General features: G+C 66.6%; 15 protein-coding genes. 2 read left to right on the top strand and 13 right to left on the bottom strand.

From position 1 onward, the window contains the following. Positions 1-114: 114 nt before the first annotated feature. The 11 genes from FBZ87_RS10495 to FBZ87_RS10445 form a co-directional block, all read right to left on the bottom strand. On the bottom strand, positions 115-1,626 hold the full coding sequence (locus FBZ87_RS10495) for an undecaprenyl-phosphate glucose phosphotransferase (RefSeq protein WP_145610261.1): 1,512 nt from the start codon (positions 1,624-1,626) through the stop codon (positions 115-117). Between the two features lie 183 nt (positions 1,627-1,809). Further along, entirely contained in the window at positions 1,810-3,072 is a 1,263-nt protein-coding gene (locus tag FBZ87_RS10490) for a glycosyltransferase (protein ID WP_145610260.1), read from the bottom strand. After that, on the bottom strand, positions 3,062-4,381 hold the full coding sequence (locus FBZ87_RS10485) for a glycosyltransferase (protein ID WP_145610259.1): 1,320 nt from the start codon (positions 4,379-4,381) through the stop codon (positions 3,062-3,064). The genes FBZ87_RS10490 and FBZ87_RS10485 overlap by 11 nt, the downstream gene beginning before the upstream one ends. A 21-nt stretch (positions 4,382-4,402) precedes the next feature. Then, a complete protein-coding gene (locus tag FBZ87_RS10480) occupies positions 4,403-6,694 on the bottom strand; it encodes a GumC family protein (protein ID WP_145610258.1) in 2,292 nt (763 codons plus the stop codon). Then, on the bottom strand, positions 6,694-7,371 hold the full coding sequence (locus FBZ87_RS10475) for a polysaccharide biosynthesis/export family protein (RefSeq protein WP_145610257.1): 678 nt from the start codon (positions 7,369-7,371) through the stop codon (positions 6,694-6,696). The genes FBZ87_RS10480 and FBZ87_RS10475 overlap by 1 nt, the downstream gene beginning before the upstream one ends. Positions 7,372-7,566: 195 nt before the next feature. Then, on the bottom strand, positions 7,567-8,883 hold the full coding sequence (locus tag FBZ87_RS10470; RefSeq protein ID WP_186454689.1) for an outer membrane beta-barrel protein: 1,317 nt from the start codon (positions 8,881-8,883) through the stop codon (positions 7,567-7,569). Between the two features lie 186 nt (positions 8,884-9,069). After that, positions 9,070-10,533 (bottom strand): mannose-1-phosphate guanylyltransferase/mannose-6-phosphate isomerase, encoded by a 1,464-nt coding sequence (locus tag FBZ87_RS10465; protein ID WP_145610255.1) that lies wholly within the window; start codon positions 10,531-10,533, stop codon positions 9,070-9,072. 263 nt (positions 10,534-10,796) lie between these two features. Further along, positions 10,797-12,797 (bottom strand): sulfatase-like hydrolase/transferase, encoded by a 2,001-nt coding sequence (locus FBZ87_RS10460; RefSeq protein ID WP_145610254.1) that lies wholly within the window; start codon positions 12,795-12,797, stop codon positions 10,797-10,799. Positions 12,798-12,945: 148 nt separating this feature from the next. Next, positions 12,946-14,472: a sensor histidine kinase gene (locus FBZ87_RS10455; protein ID WP_186454688.1), complete on the bottom strand. Its 1,527-nt coding sequence runs from the start codon at positions 14,470-14,472 to the stop codon at positions 12,946-12,948. Continuing rightward, positions 14,417-15,301, bottom strand: a complete 885-nt coding sequence (locus tag FBZ87_RS10450; RefSeq protein ID WP_145610252.1) for a response regulator transcription factor — start codon at positions 15,299-15,301, stop codon at positions 14,417-14,419. Before FBZ87_RS10450 ends, FBZ87_RS10455 begins: the two co-directional genes overlap by 56 nt. Next, positions 15,237-15,764 (bottom strand): hypothetical protein, encoded by a 528-nt coding sequence (locus FBZ87_RS10445; protein WP_145610251.1) that lies wholly within the window; start codon positions 15,762-15,764, stop codon positions 15,237-15,239. Before FBZ87_RS10445 ends, FBZ87_RS10450 begins: the two co-directional genes overlap by 65 nt. Before the next feature lie 737 nt (positions 15,765-16,501). Between FBZ87_RS10445 and FBZ87_RS10440 the strand changes: the two genes are divergently transcribed. Then, positions 16,502-17,725, top strand: a complete 1,224-nt coding sequence (locus tag FBZ87_RS10440; RefSeq protein WP_145610250.1) for a glycosyl hydrolase family 28-related protein — start codon at positions 16,502-16,504, stop codon at positions 17,723-17,725. A 77-nt stretch (positions 17,726-17,802) separates the two neighbouring features. On the opposite strand, the gene FBZ87_RS10435 is transcribed toward FBZ87_RS10440, so the two are convergent. Then, on the bottom strand, positions 17,803-18,561 hold the full coding sequence (locus FBZ87_RS10435; RefSeq protein ID WP_145610249.1) for an SDR family oxidoreductase: 759 nt from the start codon (positions 18,559-18,561) through the stop codon (positions 17,803-17,805). Between the two features lie 122 nt (positions 18,562-18,683). Between FBZ87_RS10435 and FBZ87_RS10430 the strand changes: the two genes are divergently transcribed. Then, positions 18,684-19,583 carry a helix-turn-helix transcriptional regulator gene (locus tag FBZ87_RS10430; protein WP_145610248.1) on the top strand — a complete coding sequence of 300 codons (900 nt, stop codon included), beginning with the start codon at positions 18,684-18,686 and terminating at the stop codon, positions 19,581-19,583. On the opposite strand, the gene FBZ87_RS10425 is transcribed toward FBZ87_RS10430, so the two are convergent. Further along, entirely contained in the window at positions 19,573-20,640 is a 1,068-nt protein-coding gene (locus FBZ87_RS10425; protein WP_425465728.1) for an alpha/beta fold hydrolase, read from the bottom strand. The genes FBZ87_RS10430 and FBZ87_RS10425 overlap by 11 nt on opposite strands. Positions 20,641-20,678 lie beyond the last annotated feature (38 nt).

Raw genomic sequence — 20,678 nt, 5'->3', positions numbered from 1 at the left:
CCATCCGGCGGCTTGGCTTGTCCTCAGTTTCCAGTCCACCGCGTTCCCCGGAAACTTCCGGCGGCCGCAGTCGCGTCCTACAACGGCAAGAGGCACAGCCTCTTGCCGTTGGCGTCAGTAGGCGTTCTTGGTGAAGATGCTGCTGGTGATGGTGCGGGCGATGATTTTCAGGTCGCCCAGCACGGTCCAGGTCTCGATGTAGCGGAGGTCGTGCTCCACCCGCTTCACGATGTGTTCCACGGTGCTGGTCTCGCCCCGCCAGCCGCTGACCTGGGCCAGGCCGGTGATGCCGGGCTTCATGCGGTGGCGGCTGTCGTAATGGGCGACGGCGTCGCGGTACAGCAGGCCGCCCGCCTTGGCCGACTGGGCGTGGGGGCGGGGGCCGACGATGGACATCTCGCCCCGCAGCACGTTGATGAACTGCGGCAGCTCATCCAGGCTGGTGCGGCGCAGGATGCGGCCCAGGCGGGTGATGCGGGGGTCGTTGCGCTGCGCCAGCTTCTCGGCGTTCGCATCCGCCATGTGGTGGTACATGGAGCGGAACTTGTACACCTCGATCAGCTGGTTGTTGTAGCCGTGGCGCTTCTGCTTGAAGAGGATGGGGCCCTTGCTCTCCAGTTTGATGGCCACGGCGATGGCCAGCATGATGGGCGAGATCATGACCAGGATGATGGCGGCCAGCACCCGGTCCTCGACCGTCTTGGCAATGGCCCGCCAACCGGTCAGCGGGTGGCTCAGCAGGTCCAGCACCGGCGGCTCATCGCCGGCACCTTCGCGCCATCCGCCCGCTTGGCGGTGGATTTCCACCTGATCCAGGCTGATGCCCACGTCCACCGGCGCCAGGCTCAGCTTGGCCAGGGCCGCGCCCAGGGCGTGATTGTCGTCCGACAGCGGCATGGCCAGGATCACCCGGTCCACCCGGCCCTCGCGGATTTCGGTCAGCAGGTCGTCCAAACCGCCGCGGATGGGGTAGCCGACGCAGAAGCGCGCGTGGCCGGCGCGGTTGTCGTCATAGACGCCCACCACGTGGCGGTCGTCACGCGGGTTGGCGCGATACCGGCGCAGCAGGCGCTGGCCCTCCGGCCCCGTGCCGACGATGGCCACGGCCTGGGTCAGGCGCCCGGCGCGCTGGCAGGTACCCACGGTCAGGCAGGTCGCCAGGCGCCCCGCCACCAGGGCCCCCAGCGCCAGCAGCGACCAGATGGCCAGCCAGCTGGTCATGGGTGGGTCGAAGGCGCCCAGCAGGTACAGCAGCGCGACCAAGCTGCCGGCCGTGGCAGCCCAGGCCAGGGCCAGGGGCAGCAGTCCATCGGCCGGCTTGTACAGGCGGTTCAGCTGCCGCGCGCCGGTCCAGCGCAGGGCATACATGCCCAGCGCCAGGCCGATGATCAGCACCAGGCCGAACAGGGGGCGGGCCACGGTGCCGTCCGCGAGGGCGGAGGCGGCTAGGCCGGTAGCAAGGATGGCCAGGGCGTCGATGGCGGCGACGGTGCCGGTGATTACCTGCGGCGCCAGGGGGCGGCCATTGCGCAGGCGGTGGGTCTCGGCCGCGGGAACGGCTACCGCCTGGGTCTCCCGCAGCGTGACGAGGGGGGTGGAAAGGGCTTCGGACAGGGCTGGGGGCATGGGTTGGGTTCCTGAATGCGGCGACCGGTGGCCACGGCCGCCCACGCAGGTGCGACGGTCTGGCCAAGGGTGGCTGATCAACAGCCGAGTTCGCCTAAATCAGGCCACGCCTGAATCAAGAAGTCCTGTGACCAAGCTGGGACCTGTTCGCACTTGCGGCAAATGATCCCGGATATACTCCGATCAGGGAGTGCCCATGAGGCTGGAAAATATTTCGGAAGCGAAGTTCTGCGGACTCTGATGGCGGATATAGTTGGCTGCCGCTTCTTGATCGAAATAGCTACGGGTGTCGCTTTCCGATATATATTCTATTCCTTTGGAGAGAACTTCGCTATCGGTCGTATCCAGCGCGAGACCTAACCTATGGGTTCGGGCCAGGCAGCCCAGCAGGCCCAAATCCTGCGTCAGCACCGGCTTGCCCGCCTGCGCCGCCCACAGCAACACGCCGCTGGACCCCACGAAGCGCTGGTAGGGGGCCAGCACGACCGACGCCTCCTTGATCAGGGCGTTGATCTCACCGCTGGTCAGGCGGCGGTCCTCCAGGTGAATCCACAGCTCGGGCTGTTCCTGGATCACCTTTTTCAGGGCGGCATACACCCGGTCGCGCAAGGCGGGATCCACCTTGCCGGCGATCATGACGCCCACCTTGGCCGCCGCTTCCGCCGGTAGCTGGCACAGCGCGTCAAGCAGGGACAGCACGCCCTTGCGCTCGCTTAAGAATCCGAACAGCAGCAAGGTGACGCGATCGGTGGGCATGCTGTCGGCCAGCGTCCGTTCCTCTGCCGTCTCGTTCACGAAGGGATGGACGGGGTCGACCACGGTGCGCACCTTCCCCCCCTGGCCGTAGTGGTCGTGGGCGTAGGTCGGGAAGTACGGGTCCAGCGTCAGGACGCGGTGGACTGCGGAATTGCGCAGCATGAGGGGGTAGAGCAGGGCCTTGCGCGCGTCGCGCAGCCACTCCTTCAGGCTGGGCTCATAGCTGCCCAGGGCGCGGTAGTGGACGGACGGGCGGAACAGGATGCCGCACAGGCGGCGGCCCCGCGCGCCCAGCGACAGCGCCAGGGGCAGGGTCAAATGGTCCAGCGACAGGAAGTGCCCGGCTTCGGACCCCGTGCGCTCCAGATAGCGGCGCATGACCCACCAGCGGGCGAAGCCGCGCACCGGCAGCAGGGGGTGGCGGCACAGCGCCTGCTCCGACGGTTCCAGCGCCAGGACCTGCACGCGGTCGTGGCGACTGGCGGCGCCATCGGCCGCCAGCTCGTCATACAGTTCGCGCGCCACGACGAAGGTGACGCGGTAGTCCCGCTTGTCCGCGGCGGCGAAGTGCATCAGGTGCTTCAGCCATTCGCAGGGGTGGCCCTCCGCGTCCGGCTCGAAGATGACGAAGGAGCGGGGGCCGTCGGCCAGGGGTTTGGCCTGGGCCCCCGCTGGTGACTTACTTGGCATAGAGCGCATCCAGTCGCCGGACCAATCCCCCCAGGACGTGGGACCGGGAATAATGCTGTTCCACGAAACGCCGGCCCCGGGCCCCCAGTTCCCGGCGCAGGCCCGCATCCCGCACCAGGCGCAGCACGGCCTCGGTGAAGGCCGCGGTGTCATGGGGTGGCACGCAGATGAAGGCGCCGCTGCGTTCCCGCAGGTGCCACAAGGGGCTGTGCGGGTTGGCCGTGGTGACGAAGGGGCGGCCCACCGCCATGATGTTGAAGATCTTGGATGGGATGGCGAAGGCGGCGGCCTCCGGCTCCTGCGGTACCAGGTGGATGTCGCCCTCGGTCAGGCCCTGGCGCAGCTGGTCGGGGGGAAGCAGGCCGGTGACGCGGACCCGGCGCAGCGCGCGGGCGGCGATCTCCTCCTCCAGGGTGGCGCGCATGGCGCCGCTGCCCCGCAGGATGATCTCCACGTCGTCGGTCTGGCGCTGCAACTCCTCCGCCATGGACAGGACCTGGCCCAGGCCCTGCTTCAGGCCGAAGTTGCCGCTGTACAGCAGCCGCGCGGCGATCTTGGGCGCCGGGATGATGGCCGGTCCATCGTTGGCCGGCACCTTGGGCGTGTCGGGATATAGGCGGTCGGTGTCGACCCAGATGGGCACGACCTCGATGTCCTGCGTCACGCCTAGGTCCCGCAGTTGCTCGGCCATGTGGTCTGTCAGCACGACGATCAGGTCCACCCGGTTCAGCACGGTGCGCTCGCACCAGCGCATCGCCTTCACCAGGCCGCCGCTGGACACCATGTTCAACCCCTGGGCCATGCCGGACTGGATGTCATGGATGATGGCAACGTGCCGGCCGTCGCGCTGGCGGACCAGGCAGCCCAGCGCGACGGTAAGGATGGAAGGACAGAGGCTGATGACCAGGGGCTTGGGCTTGAGCCGGCCCGAGGCCCGGGCCCACAGCCCCGCCAGCAGGAAGCTGGCCTCGGCCAGGATGCGCGCCTTGGCTGACCCCTTGCGGGGGATCATGGCCCGCAGGCGTTCGACCCGCACCCCGTTCAGCACCTCGTGACCGCCCTTGAAGTCCTTGTACTGGGTGAAGACTTCGTTGCCCGGATAATAGGGTAGGCCCGTGAACACCGTGGTCTCGCAGCCCAGCCGGGTCAGCCATTCCGCCAGATCGGCGCACTGCGGGGCAGAGCCGATAAGTTCCGGCGAATAGGCGCGGGTCAAAAGGGCCGCCTGGGGGGAGGGGACGGAGGAAGGAGGAAGATCTATCCCCTTCACCCCCTCTGGCGGCAAGTCACGCAGGGCCTCTCGCTCCATGGCGCTGTCCTCAAGTGTGGATCAGCCGAAGTGATCGGCCAGGGGGCGGGCGTAGTCATAGTTCAGCGGGCCGTAGCCGTACTGGCGGTAGCGGCGCGGATCGACCCGGGACATGATCACGCCGGTCAGGTCGCACTGCACCTCCACCAGCTGGCGCAGGGCCTGCAGAGCGGCGTTGCGGCGCGTATGGTCCCAGCGCACGGTGAACAGCACCTTGTCCACCATCCGCGACATGGCCAGCACCTCGGCCCCCACCAGCACCGGCGCCGTGTCGATCAGCACCAGGTCATAGTTCTTGGCGAAGGTCTGCAGCAGAACCCGCATCCGGTCGGACGTCAGCATGCGGGTGTCCTTGGACGTCCAGTGGCCGGCGGTGATCAGCTCCAGCCCCGACAGGGTGTCGTGATGGATGCAGTCGTCCAGCACCACACTGTCATCGGTCAGCAGCGAAGCCAGGCCGTGCTTGTTCGACACGTTGAACAGCTTGTGCTGCGAGGGTGAGCGCCAGTCGCAATCCACGATCAGGATGCGCCGGCCGTGGCTGGCCAGCAGGCGGCCCAGGGCGGCGATGATGACGCTCTTGCCTTCGCCGGGCGCGGCGGAGGACAGCAGCACCGTGCGGGGGCTGTACTCCATCTCCGACAATTCCAGCGCGATGTGGATTTTGCGCAGGGTTTCGGCGAAGGGGGACACCGGCTCGCGCAGCACCTGGGCGGTGGGCGACTTGCCCTTCACCTCCGGCACCAGGGCCACGACCGGGATGCCCGTGGCGCTTTCGATCTGGCTGCTCTGGCGGAAGGTCTGGTCGGCCTCCTCCATCAGCAGCGCGATCAGCATGCCGGCCACGGCGCCAACCAGGGTGCCCAGCAGCAGGATCAGGGCCTTGGGCGGATAGCTGGCGGACACCGGCGGGGTGGCGCGGGAGATGACGCGGGCGTCGGGCGCCTCCAGCTGCTGGCGGCCGATCAGGCGCTTCTCCTCCGTCAGCATGGTTTCCAGCAGGTGCCGGTTGACGGCGGCGTCGCGCTCCATCGCCTCCAGGTGGATGGCGTTCTGGTTGTCTGAGCCCAGGGAGCCCTTGGCCTCGTTGAAGTCGCGCAGCACGGCCTGGTAGCGGGCGTTGGCCGTGCGGGCCACGTTCTGCAGGCCGTTGATGATGCCCTGCATCTCCGCCTTGATCTTGCGCTGGGCGTCGGCGATCTGCGCCTTGGCGTCGGTGACCTGCGGATGCTTGTCGCCGTAGGTGGCGGACAGCTGCGCCAGGCGCTGCTCGGCGGCGGCCTGCTGCTGCTTCAGCGACTGGATCAGCGGGTTGTTCAACACTTCCGGCACGCTGTCGCCGGTGATGCCCTGGCGCATCAGGTTCTGGGCGTCGCTCAGGTGCGCCTCGGCGTCGGCCTTGGCGGTCTGGGCGGTGATCAGCTGGGTGTTCAGCTCCGTCAGGCGCTGGCCCATGATGCCGGTGCCGTTCTGCTGATCATACAGGCCGTATTGCTTGCGGTAGTCCTCGATCGCCTTCTCGCTGTCCTCGACCTGTTTGCGCAGGTCGGCAATGCGGCCCTCCATGTACTCCTCGACCCGGCTGGCAGTGCCGACCTTCACGTCGCGCTGTTCCGCCAGATAGGCGTCGGCGACGGCGTTGGCGACCAGCGAGGCGGTTTCCGGATCGCGGGTGGTGGCGGATATCTTCAGGACGTCCGAACGGCCGACCGTGGCGATGTCCAGCTTGGACAACAGGATGTCGACCGTGCGGTTGTTGATTATAGCGGCCGTGCGGGCCTGCTGTTCCGGCGTTTCCGGCGGCTTGGCCTTCGGCTTGGTCAGCCATTCCGCCACGCTGGTGGGCACCAGCCGGGCCCAGGCGGGGATCTGCGGCGCCGCTGTCTTGGCGTCCGGATTGAACTCCGGATCGTCGTTCAGGTGCAGCCGGTCGACCACCTTCTGGGCCAGTTCGCGCGACTGGGCCACCAGCCCCTCGCTCTGCACCCGCTCGGCGTTGAAGGTCATGGACGCCATGGTGGGGCCGATGCCTTCCAGCGAGGGCTGGGGCACGCCCACCAGCACCCGGGATTCCGAGGTGTAGCGCGATGGCATGCTCCAGCCGACGATGCCGGCCAGCAGGGCCGTGCCGACGGTGCAGGCCAGCACCAGGCGCCGGTGCGCCCAGATCTTGCGGTAGGTGTCCAGCACGTCCCGCTGCTGTTGCTGCGGCGGGGGCATGTAGACGGGGCGGGGGGCCGGCGGGGCGGCGGTGAGGCGCCGGGGGAGGATGGGACCACCACCCAGGGCGCGGGGCTGCTCGGGCAAAGTCATCAGAAATAGCGCTCCCGGACTGTGATGACGTCGCCGGGTTGGACCGGCGTCGTCGGTTCGGCGTCGACCTGGGTTTTGCTGCCGTCCTTGGCGGTGCGCTGCAGACGGAAGTCGTCGTCACGGGCGCGGTAGGTGAACCCGCCGGCCAGCGCGACGGCGTTCAGGACCGTCATGCCGGAGACGTAGGCGTAGCTGCCGGGGGTCTTGACCTCGCCCAGGATGTAGAAGGGCCGGTAGCTCAGCACTTCCACGCTCACGTGGGGGTTCTTGATGTAGTTGGGCGACAGGCTGCCTTCCAGCGCCTTGCCCAACTGGCCCGCCGTCAGCGAGCCGGCGTGCACCTGGCCCACCAGGGGGAAGGACAGGGTGCCGGTGCCATCGACGGCGTATTCGCCGGACAGATCCTGCTGGCCGAACACGGTGATGCGCACCCGGTCGCCCGGGCCCAGCTGATAGTCGGCGGCGGCGACGCCACCCCCCACGCTGGGGCCGGCGGGCGCGCCGGGCTGGGATGCCGGGTCGTTGCTGGCGACGGCACCCCCAGCGGTGGCGTTGGGCGCCGGCGGCTGACCGGCGTTCTGGGCGTAAGCCGCGTAGGGAAGCGCTAGGGCCCCGGCCACGACGGCCAGGACGGCCAGCCGGGACGAGGATTTGCGGGGGAGGCGGGAAGGCAGCATTCCGGCACCTTCTGCTTGATCGGAGGCAGCCCGGCCGCCTAGGCGCCGGGGTCTCGTTTGTGGGTCTGGTGGTGACGGCCCGTTTTTCGTGGGGCTCACACGATAGTTTTATCAAAAGTGGGGGGCGGCGGTTGTGATCAAACGGGGGCCGCCCCCGCCTGCGCTGTGATCACGATGGATACAGCCAGTATTCCCTTACAGATGAAGGGTTAAGCCAACCAAAATGTTGTGGTCGGCGTACCCGATTCCGGTGCCATTAGACGACCGGATTTGGTAATTGTAGCGGACGTTGATGGCGGTCATTTGGTTCATCATGTATTTCGCGCCAAGACCAACGCCATAGACATCATCTGTTCGGCCTATATTTTGAAAATCGTCAGCCTCATGGCTTAGCTGCAGGTGAAGGATGAGGTTACGCAGCAATTCATGATCGGCGGCCACGGTTTCCTTGGTGGCGAAATAGCCGGCCGCCCCGACGACGATGGTTTCATCGATGTCGCGGGTGATCTCGCCGGTCACGGTCGTCAGCGGCGTCACGTTCCAGGTGACCTTGGCGCCGCCGGTGGGGGCGGAGAAGGTGCCCAGGCGGACATCGTCATAATCCTGTGACCGATATCCGGCGAACAGGTCGATGGAGGTGATGCCCGTCAGGTTGTACTTGCCGCCGACCAGGACGGTGTAGCCGTTGGAATTGCGGTTGAACCCGCTCATGTCCGATGTGCTGTCGTAGCTGCGGGTATTGTAGGCGCCCTTCACATACAGCTCATACAGGCCTTGGATGGTGTAGCCGGTGCGGACGCTGACCTCGTTCTCATCATGGTTCTGGCGTTCCCACAGGATGGTGCGGCCGTCGAAGGTCTGGGCGTTGGCGAAGTCGTAGCGGTTGTAGCTGTCGCCCAGCTCGACGAACAGGTTGCCGAATTCCTTGTGCCCGACCACGTTGGCCGAGGCCTGGTTGTATTCGGTCGGGTCGGCCTGGCCGACGATGTTATTGGGCGAGGTGCGGGGAAGGTGCCACAGGCTGTAGTCGGCGCCGCCGGCGATCCATGCATCGTGGTAGACCTCTAGCCGGCCGTCCGCCCCGATGTCATAGTTGGCGTAGTTCTCGCGGCTGTGCTGGGCGTACCAGTCGATGTCGCCGCTGGCATGCAGGTTCAGCTGGTGCACGTTCCAGTTGGACTTCAACTCCAGCTTGGGCTGCAGCACCGTGATCAGGTCGCTGGTGTCATGCCCCTGCGTCGCATAGATGTTGCTGTCGAAGACCTCGTCCAGCGTGACGCTGGGATAGAGGATGAAGCCACCCATCCGGATGCCCGGCGGATCGAATTCGGGGTGCTGCCGGGTGGCCACCGTGTCGTCCGGCGACGTTTCCGTCTGGGCGTTGGCCGGGACGGCGGCCAGACCGCCGGTCAGCGCCAGCCCGGCGGCGGCCAGCAACAAGCGCCGTTTCAGGCCGCCGGCTTCCGTCGTCTCCGCGGCCGGGTGAAGCCGGGCGAGAGGGCGATCGTACATCACCCTCCCGAACGACGGGATGGCATGGCGTCGATGGTATTCAGGCATCGGATTTGACCTCGGGCTTGGCGCGTTGCCCTTGCGGGACCGCGTCTTGGTTTAAAACGGGTTGCCCCCCGTTCCCCGCCCGTTTCCGCGTCAATTGGCTCCCTCTCCCGGGTTGGGTCCCGGAAAATGGGGCCGCGCTCACGCGCGGCCGTAGGTATCGGACAGACGCACGATGTCGTCTTCGCCCAGATAGGCGCCAGATTGCACTTCAATCAGGTGCAGGGGCAGTTTGCCGGGGTTCTCCAGGCGGTGCTCCATGCCGATGGGGATGTGAACGGACTCGTTCTCCCGCACCAGCCGGTTTTCGCCGTCGCGCTGCACCAGCGCGGTGCCCTGGACGACGATCCAATGTTCCGCGCGGTGGTGGTGCTTCTGCAGGCTGAGGCGTGCACCCGGCTTCACCATGATGCGCTTGACCTGGAAGCGGTAGCCGATGTCCACGGCGCGGTAATAGCCCCACGGCCGGTAGACCGTGGTGTGGTGGGTTTCCTCCGACCGGTTGCGGCGGCGCAGCTGCTCCACCACCTTGCCCACGTTCTTGGCGTGGGCGGCGTCGGCCACCAGCACGGCGTCGTCCGTGGCGACAATCACCAGATCCTCCACGCCGATGGCGGCCACCAGGCGGCCGTCGGAGTGGACGTAGCTGTTCTTCACGTCCTGCAGGATGACGTCGCCCTGCTCGACATTGCCGGCATCGTCCTTGTGGCTGACATCCCACAGGGATCGCCAGGACCCGACGTCGCACCAGGCCATTTCCACCGGGATGACGGCGGCCTTGTCGGTGTGCTCCATGACCGCGTGGTCGATGGACAGGGACGCGGCGGCAGTGAAGCAGGCCTCATCCAGGCGGAAGAAGCCATTGTCCTCCTTGCCGGCGGCAATGGCCTCGCGCACGGCGGTCACCATGTCCGGCTGCAGGCGCTCCAGCTCGGCGATGTACTGGCGGGCCGACATCAGGAAGATGCCGCTGTTCCACAGGTAGTTGCCGCTGGCGAGATAGCGCTCCGCCGTCTCCGCGTTGGGCTTCTCGGCGAAATGCTCGACGGCGCGCACGCCATCCACGCCCGCCAGCGGGGCGCCGGTGCGGATGTAGCCGTAGCCCGTCTCCGGCTTGTCGGGCACGACACCGAAGGTGACCAGGTGGCCGGCCTGCGCCGCCGGCACGCCCTTGGCCACAGCCAGGTAGAAGTCGGGTAGCGAGCCGATCAGATGGTCACAGGGCTGAGCCAGCATCAGGGCGTCGGGATCGCGGTCCATCAGCCATAGGGCGACGGCGGCGATGGCGGGCGCCGTGTTGCGGGCGGCGCTCTCCAGGATGATGGTCTGCGGTTCGATCCCCATGCCGTGCAGCTGCTCGTGGATCATGAACCGGTGTTCCTCGTTGCAGATGACAACGGGGTCGGCGAAGCCGGCGTCACCCAGGCTGCGCGCCGCCGTCTCCTGCAACAGGGTCCGGTCCGAGGTCAGGGCCAGGAATTGCTTGGGATGGATCGCCCGGGAGAGGGGCCACAGCCGGGTGCCGGCGCCGCCGGACAGAAGAACCGGATGGATTTGCGTGGTCCGCAGGGCTCGGGTGGACACGCGCTCCGTCACGTCATGCATTTTATGACCGCTCCGCTTCAGGGTGGGAACCTTTGCAGATGACGCTACGGGGCAGGCTGAACTGGGGCCAGTGACCAAGCCGTGGCCGGGGGATTCTCAAGGAGAACCAGGACCACCAGGCGCATCCGGATACCGCCTTTACGCCTAGGAAGGGTAGGACGGTGGTGCTCGCTTTCAAGGGCGGGTGCGTCACGCTGGCACAGATGCGGCAACGCCGCCCGTTTGGGGGCGGCGTTGCACGTTATGGGCGATGTTGTGGGGGATCAGGGCGCCAGGGGCGGCAGGTCCCGCGCCTCCAGCCGGGCGAGCAGCTCGGCCAGGCTGTCGGCCTCCGCCTGCACGGCGGCGCGGGTGGTCCAGCCGGGCAGGTCATGGCGTGCGGTGGGCGGCGACGCCCTCACCTGCACCAGGTTGACGCTCTCGTTCGGGTCGTGCCGCAGGTCGTACATTTCCCATTCCTGGGGCATGCGCCCGTCCGGATCGTGATAGCGGGACAGCTTGAAGTCCGGGGTGCGCACGCAGCGGACATGATTGGGCTGCCGCACCGGCCCCGGTGTCAGGCCCGGCACGGGACCTTTGCCGTGAGACCCTTCGCGCACGGCGGCCACCGTGGCGTCGAACACGGCGAACTGGGCGTAGGAGGCCGTCTCGTGCGGATCGCCGATGGGCGGCAGCGGCTTGGTGATCTCATCGTCGGTGATGAACAGCACGCCCCGGCGCGGCAGGCCGTTGGGTTCCGTCACCACATCGGTTTCCCCGCGGATCAAGGGGGCGAGGTCGGCGCCGGGCAGGGGTGGGACAGGCCCGCGGACCGCCGCCAGCTGCCGGGCGGCCTCATCCTGGTCCGCCCCGGCCAGGCCCAGGATGGTGGGCAGGATGTCGATATGGCTGGTCACCTGGTCCAACTGCCGCAGGCCACCCGGCACGCGATATGTGGACGGCGGAAACTGCACCACGACGGGAACGTGCAACGCCTCCTGATAGGCGGTGTGCCATTTCTCGATCATCATGCCGTGGGCGGCGGCATATTCGCCGTGGTCGGCCAGGAAGACGACGATGGTGTTTTCCGCCAGGCCCGATTCCTCCAGCGTGCGCAGCACGCGGTCGATCTGCGCATCCACCACGGCGTGCAGATAGGCATACAGCTGGATGAAATCCCGGGCCGAGGTCGTGGGGTTGTCGGCCAGCTGGAAGGGGATGCAGCTTTTCAGCGTGACCGCCACGGCCGCGTCCATCTTGTCCGTCGGCACGGCGCCGCCCGCGCCCGTGCCCACCTTGGCCGAGAGGGCCAGGCCCATCTTGTAAGCATAGTCATACTGGCAGGACGGCTTGGCCGACAAATCCTCATCCAGCGTGGGCGGATTGTGGGCGCAGGCTTGTGGGAAGCCCAGGGGGTTCAGGGCGACCTTCAGGGTGCCGCCGGTGGGCGGGGGCGTGCGGTCGCCCTGCAGGGGCACAGTCAAGGGGCCGAAGACAGACTGGGTGGCACCCACCGTCAGGCCATTGGGCAGGGTGACGGGCGTGCCGGTGTCGGACGGTAGGGCCTGGGCGATCACCGCCGGGTATGTCGCGATGTCATGGGGGTTGGCGAAGGACGCGACGGCGAACCAGGGGCGCGCCTTGGACAGGTCCGGTGGCGTCGCGTCGGGCGCCTTGTCGCTCTTGACGGCGGCGGCGCGGTCATAGTTCAGCCCCAGGGCCTTGCGCCGCAGGAAGGTGCAGACACTGTCGGCGAAGCCGATGTCGCGGTACAGGCCCAGGTTGTTGGGCGAGGCGCCGTGCGGCTCGGGGTAGGATTCTTCCCAATCATCGAAGCCATAGGCCTGCAGGCTGTGGTCCGGCGGGTTGCTGACGTGCCACTTGCCGAAATAATGGGTGCTGTAGCCGGCGGCCCGCATCCAGCTGCCCAGGGTGGGAATACCATCCGGCGCCAGCCACGGGAAGTTGGCGGCGTCACCGTTCTTGAACAAGCCGTCGGTTTGCGTCACGCCGGTGCGGGTGCCGTACTGGCCGGTATAGATCGTGGCGCGGCTGGGGGTGCAGGCGCTGGCGGCGATGGTGTGGTTGCGCAGCACGACGGCGTTATGGCGGAGGCGCAACAGGCCGGGGAAGAAGGGGGCATAGGGATTGTGGGCATCCACGGTGCCCTGGAATCCAAGGATCTGCTTCAGCGCTTCAGCGAAGCCGCCTTCAGGTCCGTAAGAGAAGCGCGGAAAGCGATACTGGTCGGTGGTGACCAGCAGGATGTTGGGGTTCGTGCTCATGGCGATACGTCCCTCCCGTGTCGGACGCCGCCCGGAGCGTGGTTGTCACGCAAATGCAACTAAAGAGAGACAAGGCGGCGCTCGACACTATAATAGAGAGTGGCAACCACCCCAAGAATTTTTCCCTTGAAAGTTGTGCTGAAGGGCTTCACGTCACGGACGGCAGGACGATGTGGACCTTCAGGCCGCCACCGATGCGGTTAGTGGCGGTGACCGTGCCGCCCAGCGCCTCGACATTGCGCTTCACGATCCACAGGCCCAGGCCGGCGTGGCCGGGCGATCCCGCCTTGGCGTCGCGGCGGGCATGGTCGGGCGGGCGCAGGGAGAAATAGCGGTCGAAGATGTTGTCGATCTTGTCCGGGTCGATGCCGGGGCCGCTGTCCTCAATGGTGAGGTTGATGACGCCGTCCTCCTCCTGCAGGCGCACGGCGATGGCGCCCGCGTCGGGGGTGAAGCTTACGGCGTTGTCCAGGATGTTCTCCACCACCACGGCCAGGGCGACCTTGCCGGCGCGGACCAGCACGTCGGGGGGCAGCTGGCGGCTGAGGCGGATTTGCCGCGCCACCAGCACCTCGCGATAGCTTTTCAGGATGTCGGCGACGATCTGGGTCAGGTCCACCGCCTCGCGCGGGGATTCGATCATGTCCGCCATGGTGTTATCCAGGCATTGCGAGGCGGAGATCAGCGCCTTCAGCCGGTCCAGCGACAGCTCGATCAATTCGGCGGCGCGCTTGCCCCGGGCGTGCTCCGCCGGGATCAGGCGCTTCAGCGGCTCCAGGCAGGCCTGAATGGTGGCGACCGGGCCCTTGAAGGAATGGGCGTTGTCCTCCGCCGTCTGGCGGATAACGCCGGCCACATGGTGCAGGTCGTGCACCAAGCCGTCGAAGTCGCGGGCCACGCTGTCCAGCTCGGGGATGGCGTTGCGGCTGGCGAAGGTGTTGCCCGCCACCCGGCCCTGCCGGATTTCGCGGGCGACGTGGCGGAAATGGCGGATGTGGCGGCGCACGGACAGGGCGGTCAGCAGGGCGATGACGGCCACGGCCAGGTACAGCATCAACGACAGCCGCACCTGTGGCGTCTGCCAGTAGGGGCGGCCGATGGCGGTCGCCAGCAGTTCCGATGTGACGTGGGAAGAAACCAGGACCCAGCAGCCCCAGCGGCTCTGGATGGGCACGACGGAGGTCAGTATTTCCTCATGCCCCGTGGGCTGGGTGTAGCGGATGTCGACCGGCTTGTCCCAGGTGCAGCTTTCCGCCACCTGCGAGACGATGCCATGGCGTTGAAGGTTGTCCAGGATGGCGCCCAGGTCGGCCGCGCCGACCTTGGGGGCCGAAGCCAAAAAGTAGAAGCCGCCGTCCTGGCCGGCGGCTCCACCCTTGGGCTGGAACATCAGTTTCAGGTTGGTGCCGTCGCCGCCATATTTCGCCAGCTCCTCGTTCAAGGACGCGGTGGGCGGACCGCTTTCGCGGTTCAGCAGCGGCTTCAACGCCTGGGCGATGAGCCAGCTGCTGTACCGCAGGTTCTTGGTGACAATCTCCCTTTCCTTGCGGTCCGCCGTTTCGAATTGGCCATAAAGGATGAAGGGAAGGGCGGCGAAGATGACGAGCAGGAAGCCCAGTCTAACCGTGAGTGATCCGGATATCCTGCGGGCGGCCCACCTCAGACGCCGCGGCATCGACGGTTGCCGGGTCACGCCATCGGTAGCCGAAGGCCGCGAAATTCTCAATTTCCGCAAAGCCACGATCGATAGCATTGAACTTGCTCCGGATCCGCTTGATCGACGAGCGCACGTTGGTCCGGAAGCCATCCTCGCCGCTGCCGGCGACGAACCCGCTCCAATGCACGCGGTCGTAAATGGCCCGGTAGGTGACGTGCTCGCCCAAATTGGCCACCATGAACTCGACGATACTAAATTCGGTAACCGTAAGCATCACGTCGCGACCCTGCCAAAAGGCTCGGTTGACCTTAGGCTTAAGGGTAAGCTTGCCGCAGACGATCTCATCCCCCGACTTAGCCGCAGGGGTAGGAACGGCCGCCGCGGGCGGCTGCAAAATCAGGCGGATGCGGCGGGCCAGAACAGACATGCCGCGGGTCTTGTCGATGAAATCAACGGCGCCGCGGTCCAGGGCCAGCGTCTCGTTGGCGGGCATGGACATGCCGGTCAGGAAGATGACCGGGATGCGGCAGCCGCGTCGCCGCAGGTCGGGCAGCAGGTCAATGCCCAGCGTGCGCTCCAGGCACCAGTCGATGACCAGAATGTCGGCGGCGCCGTCATCCAGGCCCGAACCGTCGGGGCTGGTCAGGTAGTTGATCAGCGACTTCGCGTCGGCGAAGCCGGTGACGGTGAAGCCCAGGTCCTCCAGTTCGCCCGTGGCCGCCTCGCGAAACGCCTCGTCATCGTCGACAAGGACCACGCGGGCCGGCACGGCCGGCAGGACGTCATTTGGCTTGAGCCACGGACCGGAGGTCGGCCAGGCAGTAGCGTTTGCGGTCGACGGTGTCATTGTCACTTGTCACCTCATAGCTTAGGACGCGGTAAGCCTGCGTCTTGATGTCGGGGTACAGTGTCAGGTCGACGGTGCAAGTCCCGTGGCGGTAAAGCCATTCCTTCCCCGGGGACAAGTCCTGCTGCGAGGAGGGGGGACCCATCAGGGCCTGTAACTGGGATTCGTCCATACCCACCAGGTCGATATCGGACGACGCCATGGCGCCGGCGCTGGCCGCCGCCGGTGTCGTCTGGGACGGGGTGGGGGAGGAGGGGGTGCGGCGGGCGGCCGCCACGCGGGCGGTGTCACCCGTCCCGGTGGCGGGGGCCGCCGGGGCCTTGGCACGGGTTGGGGCCGGTCGGGTGACCGCGATCTTCTGGGGGGCGGGCTTGGCCTGCTCCCACGGCGGCAACCAGGCGGTGCAGCCCGACAGCAGCATCAGCCCTACCAGGCCTGCCCGATGCCAAAGTTTTGCGTACACCACAAAAAACCTCCATAAGGGACGACCTCCGTCAGCCCGCCCTTCGGCTGAAGCCAAGGGGCCGGTCACGCGCATCTATGGGGTGGTCCCTCCCGGGGAGCCTGCCTTCGAAGGCGGGTGGTCCCCGGTAGTGGGGCCGCCGCCTTTTTTATGGTTAAGAAGTCATCCGTCCCCGTTACTGGCACGGGATCATGGCATCACCGTGGCGTGGGGCCGGTCGCTTGCTTCACTACCGAAAGGCACTGGTTGGACAGAGCTGCTTGGTTAGGTCGATACCGATTGAGCAAGTGGTGATTACATACAATTTAACATAAAGGCAATCTATCAAACGGATTGGTGCCGTTTGCAAGCAGGGGAACAATGCCCTGCAGTGGCGCGTGGCTGCTATTGGGCATTCGGCGAACACAGTTTCGTCACATGGCGCGGGTGGCATATGTCTATTGCAGTGCGGCATATGACGAAAACCTGCCTATGTCTCCAGTGGTGGATGAAGTCGGTATAAAATGGCGGGAAATTTGCTGTCGGAGGTATACCGAATGCTACCTCTATTTGCGCGGTTTTGGTCTTGCGAGACTGTACGTGTCGGTGAATTCTGATACGGCACCGCCGAAAGAGAGCTGCCACCCTCTTCCCCCATAGGTCTAGCGCTCCTTAAGCTGGAACTTCCTAAACGGCCAGGAAATTCAGGCTTCAACAGGGACAGTGGCGGAACACATTGTTCTTCAGCGAGGTAAATCATGGATCGCCGACATTTGATCGCGGCCGGTGCCGCGCTGCCCTTCGGCTTGTCTGCGGTGGCCGCCGCGCGCGCGGGCGCACCGGCCCCTGATGAGGCCGAGGGGGCCGTCCAGGTGGCGCAGACCACCACGGCCAAGGCCACCCCAACCATTTATGACTATGGCGCGGTTGGCGACGGCGTCACGGACGACAGCGCCGCCTTTTCCAAGGCCTTGGCGGCGGCGGCCACCAAGGGGCTGATGGTCATCGTGCCGGCCGGCACCTACGCCATCGCCAAGACCATCTCCTTCGTATCCACCCAGGACGCGGGCAAGCCCTGGGGATTGCAGGCGCAGGGCGCCACCCTGGTGTCGACCATCACCAACGGCACCGACATCATGAGCCTGCAGGCGGTCAACACCGTCCGCTACTTCCGCATCCTGGGCGCCATGAAGATTCTGGGCAGCGGCAAGGACGGCAACGGGCTGCGTATCATCGCCTACGGCAGTTCCTATTTCTTCTACAACGTCACCTTGGATGGCTTGTGCATCGAGGGCGCGGGCCTGAACGGCCTGCTGTTCGAGGGCAACGTCTTCGAATCCCTGCTGGTCGGCTGCTTCTTCCAGGACTGCAAGCAGAACGGCGCTGTCTTCGCCCAGTCCAAGGGCGGCGTTTGCTCCGCCATCACCGTGGTGGGCTGCTTCTTCGCCCAGAACACCAAGTGCGGGATGATGGCCACCAATTTTGATTCGACATACGGCGGCACCACCGATGTCCGCATCTTCGGCGGGTATTGCCGCGACAACGGCAGCTACGGCTTCTATTACAACAACGGCACCTCCAGCGGTGCGGCCATCGAGCAGGTGGGCTTCGAGAACAACTGCCGCTCGCTATCACCGGGCGACCCCAATGGCGCCCATGTCTACGGCTTGGTGCAGATGCGGTTGCGCAACTGCACCGGCTATAATGAGGGCGGCGGGGCCACCTACATGGTGCGCGGCTGGTTCAGCAACCTGACGGTGCTGGACAATTGCGACCAGTCGTCCGGCGGGGCCATGGCAACTACCGGCAAATCGCGGCTGGCGCAGGTGAACGGCAACGCCGCCGGCCACGTGCTGATGCGGCAGTCGGGCGGCGGCTTCGACATGGTCAACGGCGCCGGCTGCACCTGGGCGGCGGAGAATTGCTACGGCACGTCCCCTGTCGGCGCGCTGAATTTGAAGACCACGATGACCTCCGGCTGATCCACGTAGCCGGATTCCGGTTAAGCCGCATGGACCGGCGGGATCATCGCCCGCCAGTCCATTAGCATGTTACCCTGTCACCACGGCAGGGCGCCTTCGTCGTTGAAAAAGCCGCCGGTCGGCCCGTCGTCCGGCAGCAGCGCCAGGCGGATGGGCGTCGCCGCCCCTTGCGCGGGCGTCCGCGGCCCACTGTGACGGTTGAGGTCGGTGGCGCAGTGGCCGGGGCAGGCGCTGTTCACCTTGATGGGCGTGTCCTTCAGCGCCTTGGCCAGCTGCGCTGTGACGCCGTTCAGCGCCGCCTTGGACGACGCGTAGGCCGGGACGGCCAGCCCGGCGTAGGGATGCCGGGGGTCGCTCATATTGGTTAGCGAGCCCAGGCCGCTGGAAACGTTGACGATGCGGCCGGCAGGCGCTTGGCGCAGCAGCGGCAGCAGTGCCTGGGTAACGGCGACGGGGCCGAAGACGTTGGTTTCATAAACGCGGCGCATCACTTCCACGTCCACCAGGGGCTTGCCTTCGCGCGCGGCATCAGCCTCTTCCCGCGCGGCGATGCCCGCGTTGTTCACCAGGATGTCCAGCCGGCCGAAGCGCTGCTGGATGCGCGCCGCTGCATCCAGGATAGAGGCCGGATCGGTCACGTCCAGGGTCAGGGCGTGGGCGTGCAGGCCTTCCTGGGTCAACTGGCCGGCGGCATCGCGGCCCAGCGCCTCGTTCCGACAGCCCAGCAACACGGTAATTCCGTGCCGCCCCAAGCCCCGCGCGATCTCCAGCCCGATGCCTTTGTTGGCGCCGGTAATGAGGGCCACACGCGAATCGATGGGGAGGGGATTTGTCATGATCATTCTCCGGTCAGGAAACGGCCCACGGCGCCTGTGCGTGGCCGGTCTGGACCAAAGAATGACCAGCGCTGTATCCTATAAGAAGAATCCAGTTATCCTACTATTGGGACTATCAGGCTATGGACAGCCCCCTACCCGCAGGTGTTTCCGTAGACGGCGGTAACCGGGCGTTCGCCGCGTTTCTGCGTGACCGGCGTCGGCATCTCGACCCGGCCTCGGTCGGCCTGCCTGTGGGCCGGCGGCGGCGCACTCCCGGCCTGCGGCGGGAGGAGGTGGCGCAGCTGGCTGACATAGGCACCGCCTGGTATACGGCGCTGGAGCAGGGGCGAGACGTCCGTCCGTCCGACCAGGTATTGGCCAACCTGGCGCGCGCCCTGCGCCTGACGGCGGTGGAACGGGACCATTTGTTCACCCTGGCCGGCCGCCGGCCCCCGGCGCGGCTGGAGGGCACGGGCGACGGGGTGGACGCGCAGTCATTGGTGTTGTTACGCCGTCTCGAACCGGATCCGGCCTACATCGTGGATGCGCGTTGGGACGTGCTGGCCTGGAACCAGGGAGCGGCGGACCTGTTCCGTTTCGACGCCGAGGCGCCAGCCTATGCGCGCAACATGCTGTGGCGCTACTTCACGCGCTCCCCCTCTCCGGAGGAACGGTCGGATTGGAACGCCACCGCCCGCGCGCTGGCCTCCATCTTTCGGGGACAAAGCGCCGCCCATGCCAATGATCCGCGATTCCGAACCCTGATCGACGATCTGCTGGCGGCCAGCGACACCTTCCGCCGGGTGTGGCCGGGGCAGGAGGTGCGCGCCCTGTGCGCGGGGCGCAAATGGCTAGACCATCCGCTACGGGGCCGGCAGGAGTACGACTTCGTGCCTCTGTCGCTGCCATCCATGCCGGGGGCGTCGCTGATGGTCTATCTGGCGCGCCCGGCGGCGGCGGACAGCGACACGGGTATAGGGGAGCACGCCATGGAGCGCACCCCCCTTCCCAGGCCGTTCACAAAGCCGCTCAGCCCTTAACGAACGCCAGCAGGTCGGCGTTGATGGTGTCGGCGTGGGTCGTGGCCATGCCGTGCGGCAGGCCCTTGTAGACCTTCAGGGTGCCGTTCTTCACCAGCTTGATGGCCAGGTGCGCGGAGTCCGCGATCGGCACGATCTGGTCGTCGTCACCGTGCATGATCAGCACGGGCACGTCGATCTTCTTCAGATCCTCGGTGAAGTCGGTTTCCGAGAAGGCCTTGATGCAGTCGTAATGGGCCTTGATGCCGCCCATCATGCCCTGGCGCCACCAATTGTCGATCACGCCTTCCGACACCTTGGCGCCGGCGCGATTGAAGCCGTAGAAGGGGCCCGCCGGGATGTCGCGGTAGAACTGGGCGCGGTTGGCCACCAGCTGGGTGCGGAAGCCGTCGAACACCTCCAGCGGCAGGCCGCCCGGATTCTTGTCGGACTTCACCATGATGGGCGGCACCGCGCCGACCAGCACGGCCTTGGCCACGCGGCCCTTTTCGGCGCGGGCGACATAGTGCGCCACCTCGCCGCCGCCGGTCGAATGGCCGACGTGGATGGCGTTCTTCAGATCCAGTGCCGCGGCCAGGGCGATGACGTCGGCCGCGTAGGTGTCCATCTCGTTGCCGGTGTCGGTCTGGGTGGACCGGCCGTGGCCGCGGCGGTCATGGGCGATGACCCGGTAGCCATGCGCCAGGAAGAACATCATCTGGTTGTCCCAGTCATCGGCGCTCAGCGGCCAGCCGTGATGGAAGACGATCGGCTGCGCCGTCTTGGGGCCCCAGTCCTTGTAGAAGATCTGGACGCCGTCCTTGGTGGTGATGAAGCTCATGGCATGGGTTCCTTTGTCGGCCATATGCGGGCCGGTGGCGGGGGAAACGGTTTCGGTGGGGGCGGCAAGGGCCGTTGCGGCGCCAGTGGGCAGCATGGCGAGGGCGGCGATGGCGCCGCCGCCCATCAACACGGCGCGGCGACCCGTGCCCGGCCCGCCCCCGGTGACGCCCAGGCTAGAGGCGGCCGGCTGGTCGTCGCCGGCTGGGGATGGGTGGATGTCGTTGTTCAGAGTCATGACCCTGCTGTTCCTGGTATGTCCGGGGTGTGTCCGGA

This window comes from Nitrospirillum amazonense, assembly GCF_007828035.1.
Lineage (GTDB): Bacteria > Pseudomonadota > Alphaproteobacteria > Azospirillales > Azospirillaceae > Nitrospirillum > Nitrospirillum amazonense.
Note: the sequence above shows the minus strand (reverse complement) of the source record. Positions and strands in the feature narration are given on the sequence as shown.

What these genes read in the sequence shown, in the direction of transcription:
- FBZ87_RS10495 (WP_145610261.1), bottom strand. Translation starts at nt 1,626, where the DNA reads ATGCCCCCAGCCCTGTCCGAAGCCCTTTCCACCCCCCTCGTCACGCTG.
- FBZ87_RS10490 (WP_145610260.1), bottom strand. Translation starts at nt 3,072, where the DNA reads ATGCCAAGTAAGTCACCAGCGGGGGCCCAGGCCAAACCCCTGGCCGAC.
- FBZ87_RS10485 (WP_145610259.1), bottom strand. Translation starts at nt 4,381, where the DNA reads ATGGAGCGAGAGGCCCTGCGTGACTTGCCGCCAGAGGGGGTGAAGGGG.
- FBZ87_RS10480 (WP_145610258.1), bottom strand. Translation starts at nt 6,694, where the DNA reads ATGACTTTGCCCGAGCAGCCCCGCGCCCTGGGTGGTGGTCCCATCCTC.
- FBZ87_RS10475 (WP_145610257.1), bottom strand. Translation starts at nt 7,371, where the DNA reads ATGCTGCCTTCCCGCCTCCCCCGCAAATCCTCGTCCCGGCTGGCCGTC.
- FBZ87_RS10470 (WP_186454689.1), bottom strand. Translation starts at nt 8,883, where the DNA reads ATGTACGATCGCCCTCTCGCCCGGCTTCACCCGGCCGCGGAGACGACG.
- FBZ87_RS10465 (WP_145610255.1), bottom strand. Translation starts at nt 10,533, where the DNA reads ATGCATGACGTGACGGAGCGCGTGTCCACCCGAGCCCTGCGGACCACG.
- FBZ87_RS10460 (WP_145610254.1), bottom strand. Translation starts at nt 12,797, where the DNA reads ATGAGCACGAACCCCAACATCCTGCTGGTCACCACCGACCAGTATCGC.
- FBZ87_RS10455 (WP_186454688.1), bottom strand. Translation starts at nt 14,472, where the DNA reads ATGCCGCGGCGTCTGAGGTGGGCCGCCCGCAGGATATCCGGATCACTC.
- FBZ87_RS10450 (WP_145610252.1), bottom strand. Translation starts at nt 15,301, where the DNA reads ATGACACCGTCGACCGCAAACGCTACTGCCTGGCCGACCTCCGGTCCG.
- FBZ87_RS10440 (WP_145610250.1), top strand. Translation starts at nt 16,502, where the DNA reads ATGGATCGCCGACATTTGATCGCGGCCGGTGCCGCGCTGCCCTTCGGC.
- FBZ87_RS10435 (WP_145610249.1), bottom strand. Translation starts at nt 18,561, where the DNA reads ATGACAAATCCCCTCCCCATCGATTCGCGTGTGGCCCTCATTACCGGC.
- FBZ87_RS10430 (WP_145610248.1), top strand. Translation starts at nt 18,684, where the DNA reads ATGGACAGCCCCCTACCCGCAGGTGTTTCCGTAGACGGCGGTAACCGG.
- FBZ87_RS10425 (WP_425465728.1), bottom strand. Translation starts at nt 20,640, where the DNA reads ATGACTCTGAACAACGACATCCACCCATCCCCAGCCGGCGACGACCAG.